Origin of the sequence: Microcystis sp. M_QC_C_20170808_M3Col, from assembly GCF_007095505.1 — a bacterium.
Classification (GTDB): Bacteria; Cyanobacteriota; Cyanobacteriia; order Cyanobacteriales; family Microcystaceae; genus Microcystis.
The window spans coordinates 1-4,924 of record NZ_SFBY01000275.1; the positions used below are offsets into that span (position 1 = coordinate 1).

Here is a 4,924-nt window from a genome sequence, read left to right on the forward strand (position 1 = left end):
TTCAAGGGTTCAACTCAATCGAGCCATTCACTACCGCCCACTCAGGGGATTCAAACCAGTTTTATTTTAACATCAAGCCGTCCTAAAAGGACGGGGCTTTAACCCAAAATTTTGGTAAGGTATGAAATGAGGTCAGTGTGCTATTAAATACCTACGATCCCGAAGGCTTCTACGACGAACTATTCTTAGATGATGGTCAACCTCGTCCCCACGCGTCCCCTTTAATCAAATGGTTGCAGAATCTGCCCCCCCGAGAACTTCAACAACACCGGGAAACCGCTCAGTCGGCCCTGTTTGAATTGGGGGTGACTTTCAATGTCTATAGCGACAATCAAGGGGTGGAAAAAATCTTTCCTTTTGATATTATTCCCCGAATTGTCTCGGCTGAGGACTGGGATTATTTAGAAAGAGGCCTGAAACAACGCATCAAAGCTCTCAATCTTTTTCTCTCCGATATCTACAATGACCAGTTAATCATTAAAGATGGCATTATTCCCCCCGAATTAATCGCCTCGGCAACGGGATTTCTGAAACCCTGTGTGGGACTGAAACCCGCCGGAGGTATCTGGTGTCACATCACGGGAACCGATTTAGTCCGCGATAAGGATGGTCAATGGTACGTTTTAGAGGATAATTTGCGGGTTCCTTCCGGTATTTCTTATGTCCTCGAAAATCGTCGGGTAATGAAAAGCACCTTCCCGGATATTTTCCAGACAATGAATGTTAAACCGGTGGATGATTATCCTTCCCATCTGTTGGAAACTCTCCTTAATTTAGCACCGCCCCAATTGCCTAATCCCACCGTGGTGGTTTTAACCCCCGGAACCTATAATTCTGCCTACTTTGAACATTCTTTTATTGCCCAACAAATGGGGGTAGAATTAGTGGAAGGGCGTGATTTAGTCGTCTTTGATGGTTATCTACAAATGAAAACCACTAAGGGATTAAGACGGGTAGATGTGGTATATCGTCGCCTCGATGATGACTTTTTAGATCCTGCGGTTTTTCGTCCCGATTCGATGTTAGGTGTACCCGGATTATTAAAAGTTTTCCAGGAAGGTCGCGTCGCTTTAGCTAATGCCCCGGGTACGGGAGTCGCCGATGATAAGGTTATTTATGCTTTTGTCCCCGATATGATTCGTTATTATCTGCGAGAAGAAGCGATTTTAAATAACGTTCCTACCTATCTTTGTTGGCGAGAAAAGGACTTAGATTATGTTTTAAATAATCTCGATAAATTAGTTGTGAAAGCCGCTAATGAGTCGGGAGGTTATGGGATGTTAGTCGGTTCTCAAGCTACCCCCGAACAAAGGGCAGAATTTGCCCCACGCATTGCCGCTAATCCCCGCAATTATATCGCTCAACCAGTGTTAAGTCTTTCTAGGGTTCCCACTTTAATTGACACGGAAATTGAAGGTCGTCATGTGGATTTACGTCCCTATATTCTCCATCGTGGCGATGAAATTTATGTGCATCCCGGGGGGTTAACTCGCGTGGCTTTGAAAAAGGGTTCTTTAGTGGTTAATTCTTCTCAAGGTGGTGGCAGTAAAGATACTTGGGTTTTAACCAAGTAATCAGGACAATAATCAAAATTTTGCTGGGTTACTAACCCACCCTACCCTTTTCTTTTTCCTTTTCACTTTTTCCTGGTTAATTATGCTTAGTAGAGTTGCCGATTCAATTTATTGGTTAAATCGCTATATTGAACGGGCAGAAAATGTGGCCCGGTTTATGGATGTTAACCTTAATTTAATGTTAGATGTACCTACCAGTGTTTTGCAACAGTGGGAACCTTTGGTTTTAACCACGGGAGATTTAGAACAATTCAAGAAACGTTACGGCACAGCCACCGCAGAAAATGTGATCAATTTCTTGACATTTGACACGGAATATAGTAGTTCAATTATCTCTTGTTTGCGCTGGGCGCGAGAAAATGCTCGGTCAGTTCGCGAGATTATTTCTTCGGAAATGTGGGAACAGGTTAATGGTTTTTTCTTGATGGTAAAAGATGCTTCCTCTTACCATCCTCAAACTACTTTACCGAACTTTTTTACCCAAGTTAAATTGGCTAGTCACCGTTTTGCGGGGGTGATGGATGCAACGATGACTCATAATGAAGGTTGGCATTTTGGCGTTATGGGAAGATTACAGGAACGCGCCGATAAAACCGCCAGAATTCTTGATGTTAAATACTATTATCTCTTACCTTCCGCTCAATGGGTAGGAACTTCTCTAGACCAAATTCAATGGATTGCTTTACTGCGGTCGGTGAGTGCCTACGAAATGTATCGTAAATGTCAACGACGGATTACTCCTAGTGACGTGGCCGAATTTTTAATTCTGAATCGAGAATTTCCTCGTTCAATTCACTTTTGTCTGCGGGAATTAGACCACTGTTTGCATCAAGTTACTGGTACTCCTATAGGAACTTGGGGGAATTCGGTAGAAAGAAGTTTAGGGCGACTTGGTGCGGAAATGAGTTATCTAACTATCGAGGATATTATTGAAACGGGATTACATGAATTCCTCGACCATATTCAAAAAAGAGTTAATGATGTGGGAATAAAAATGACAGAAACTTTCTTCGTTTTTAATCCTGAACTTGCCTCACCTCTGCCAGTAAATAACTTTCAATATCAATCACAATTAACAACTTAATGCGTTATCACATTCGGCATCAAACTAACTATTTCTATAATCAACCCGTGATTTTATCGCCCCATCTGCTGCGCTTGCGACCAAAATCCGATGGTGGGCAAACTTTACGAGAGTTCACGCTCAAAATTAACCCGGAACCTTTAACGATAACTAATATTATCGACCTCGATGGTAATTCTTGTTTACAAATTTGGTTTAATCAACCGACAGAAGAATTATTAATTGATGTGGTGAGTGAAGTAGAAACCCATGGAGTTAATCCTTTTCAGTATTTGTTGGAACCTTGGGCGACCTGTTTACCCTTTGATTATCCCATTTCTCTCCACAGTCAATTACAACCCTACAGACAATTTTATGGGTTAGCTAATGACCCTGATATAGCAGCATTAGCCCAAGAAGTTATGCGGGAAACCGAGGGACAGGTGCTATCTTTCCTGTTTAATCTTAATGACAAAATTTACCGAAATTGTCAGCAAATTATTCGTCTTACTGGGGAACCCTATCTACCCGGAAACACTTGGAAAAATAAGCAGGGTTCCTGTCGCGATTTTGTGGTTTTATTTATGGATGTGTGTCGCTGTGTGGGATTGGCTTCCCGTTTTGTCAGTGGCTATCAAGAAGGAGATTTAGACCAAGGAGAAAGATATTTACACGCTTGGGTAGAGGTGTATTTGCCGGGGGGCGGCTGGAAAGGCTATGATCCTACCCATGGATTAGCGGTGAGTGACCGTCATATTAGCCTCGTTTCTAGTCCAATTCCCCGTTATTGCGCCCCGGTAGAGGGAAATGCTCGACCGGTTAATCTCGGTCATCAAGTGATAGAATCTCAGCTATCATCGACAATTGCCATCGATTTGTTATCTTGAGGAGAATTTTTTATGGCTAAAGGATTTGGCACAGCAACAAAAGGACATTTAGGCTATGTTTTATTGTTGTGTCCTACTGCTAATGCCTATGCAGCTAATCATAGTTTAGATGGGGAGGGAGAGGAGTTTATTGGGGTTACTAATATGTTAGAAATGGCGCAAGTTTGGACTAAAAAAAGTGCGGCGCGTGAGGCAATAATCAAATATGCAGATTTTTTGATTGAACAGTTAGAAGAAACTCCTAAAGTAAATATTCAGATTAGAAGTTTAAAGCGTTTAGCCAATGGCAAGTTGGTTACGGAAGTGTTAGAGGAGTTAACTTTTGAACAAAATTCGGCTTCTCCTAGATAGAGAGCCATTTAATTAATTTTCTATGAAGAGTTAAATTATGTCGTCAACTGCCTACGAAACTGATTATAATCAATGGCTAAAAGAGACGGTAAAACAGTTACGAGGATGCTCTAGCCCTAACTAGAACTGCGCTAAAGCGCAACTATAAACCTATCAGAAGCCTAATATTCCCAAAATTATCGGTAAGGCTTTTTGACAGGCTTGGGCAAGTTTGCTGGCAGGTTCCAAAGCTTTAGCAATTGTTTCGAGAAAATTAACTGCTCGTTGGGCTTTCTTTTGCAATCCGGCATCATCAGGATTTTGACTAGCTTGGGCAATCTTTTTCACTTGGTTGGCGGCTTCGGCTTTTTCTTCTACATCTAAATGGCTGTCAATTTCAATCGCCTGAGTCAGTTCTTGCAGTAAAGCTTTAAGTTGGGCGTTTTCTGGGGAAGCGTCGGCTGCAATTTGGTTAATGGTATTAGTTACATCGCCGATGATTTTGCCGAAATTGACGGCAGAATTTTTAATATCGCGGATGTTAATATTTGGGGAACTGTCGTTACTATTGCTCATGGCTTTTGCTTCTACATGGATGGGACGGTTGGCGAGGGTTTTGGTAATTTCCATCATATCAACACTTTGTTGGCGATAGATGGCAATTTCCGTGTCTTTGGCGGTGAGTTGTGCCTTATATTGGGCTTCGAGGGCTGCTAGTTGTATTTGATAATTTTGGTTCAATTCTTGATGAATTTTCTCTTTATCAGTATCGGGGGGTACATGGACTTTTACCACTATCACGCCATCTCCTTTATTGGCAATGCTCTGTATCTGAAGCGGCGTATCTTCATTCTGCACTTGCACTTCTTTTAAGGCGGCAATGAAGGCTTTCCAATCTACCCCATTGCGGAAAATGAGGTCAACGGTGTCGAACATTTCGGCAAACAATTTAGTACTCACCGTTCGCTTATTTTTTGAGGTCAGGTAACGAAAATATGGCTGAAAAGCTGACCCCGTAAAGGATTGAGCGAACGTTACTGACCCATTTTTATCCATCAGCAAAGAAGTCA

At 42.0% G+C, this 4,924-nt stretch carries 4 protein-coding genes and 2 pseudogenes; 5 read left to right on the forward strand and 1 reads right to left on the reverse strand.

Features of this window, described 5'->3' with window-relative positions; translation table 11 throughout:
• The first annotated feature begins 137 nt into the window (after positions 1–137).
• From EWV84_RS12425 to EWV84_RS12445, 5 genes and pseudogenes are all read left to right on the forward strand, one after another.
• Positions 138–1,574: a circularly permuted type 2 ATP-grasp protein gene (locus tag EWV84_RS12425; RefSeq protein WP_286827284.1), complete on the forward strand. Its 1,437-nt coding sequence runs from the start codon at positions 138–140 to the stop codon at positions 1,572–1,574.
• 82 nt (positions 1,575–1,656) lie between these two features.
• Positions 1,657–2,658: an alpha-E domain-containing protein gene (locus EWV84_RS12430; protein ID WP_286827285.1), complete on the forward strand. Its 1,002-nt coding sequence runs from the start codon at positions 1,657–1,659 to the stop codon at positions 2,656–2,658.
• Complete coding sequence (locus EWV84_RS12435) at positions 2,658–3,524, forward strand: transglutaminase family protein (RefSeq protein WP_287078234.1); 867 nt, start codon at positions 2,658–2,660, stop codon at positions 3,522–3,524. Before EWV84_RS12430 ends, EWV84_RS12435 begins: the two co-directional genes overlap by 1 nt.
• A gap of 12 nt (positions 3,525–3,536) precedes the next feature.
• Positions 3,537–3,875 (forward strand): hypothetical protein, encoded by a 339-nt coding sequence (locus EWV84_RS12440; protein ID WP_286827287.1) that lies wholly within the window; start codon positions 3,537–3,539, stop codon positions 3,873–3,875.
• A gap of 37 nt (positions 3,876–3,912) precedes the next feature.
• A pseudogene (locus tag EWV84_RS12445) lies at positions 3,913–3,978 on the forward strand (DUF29 domain-containing protein); the annotation flags it as partial.
• A gap of 50 nt (positions 3,979–4,028) precedes the next feature.
• Here EWV84_RS12445 and EWV84_RS12450 read toward each other — a convergent pair.
• Positions 4,029–4,924: pseudogene (locus tag EWV84_RS12450) on the reverse strand (hypothetical protein); the annotation flags it as partial.

Excerpts from the sequence above, each read along its gene's own strand:
- EWV84_RS12430 (WP_286827285.1), top strand. The coding sequence starts at position 1,657 with ATGCTTAGTAGAGTTGCCGATTCAATTTATTGGTTAAATCGCTATATT.
- EWV84_RS12435 (WP_287078234.1), top strand. The coding sequence starts at position 2,658 with ATGCGTTATCACATTCGGCATCAAACTAACTATTTCTATAATCAACCC.
- EWV84_RS12440 (WP_286827287.1), top strand. The coding sequence starts at position 3,537 with ATGGCTAAAGGATTTGGCACAGCAACAAAAGGACATTTAGGCTATGTT.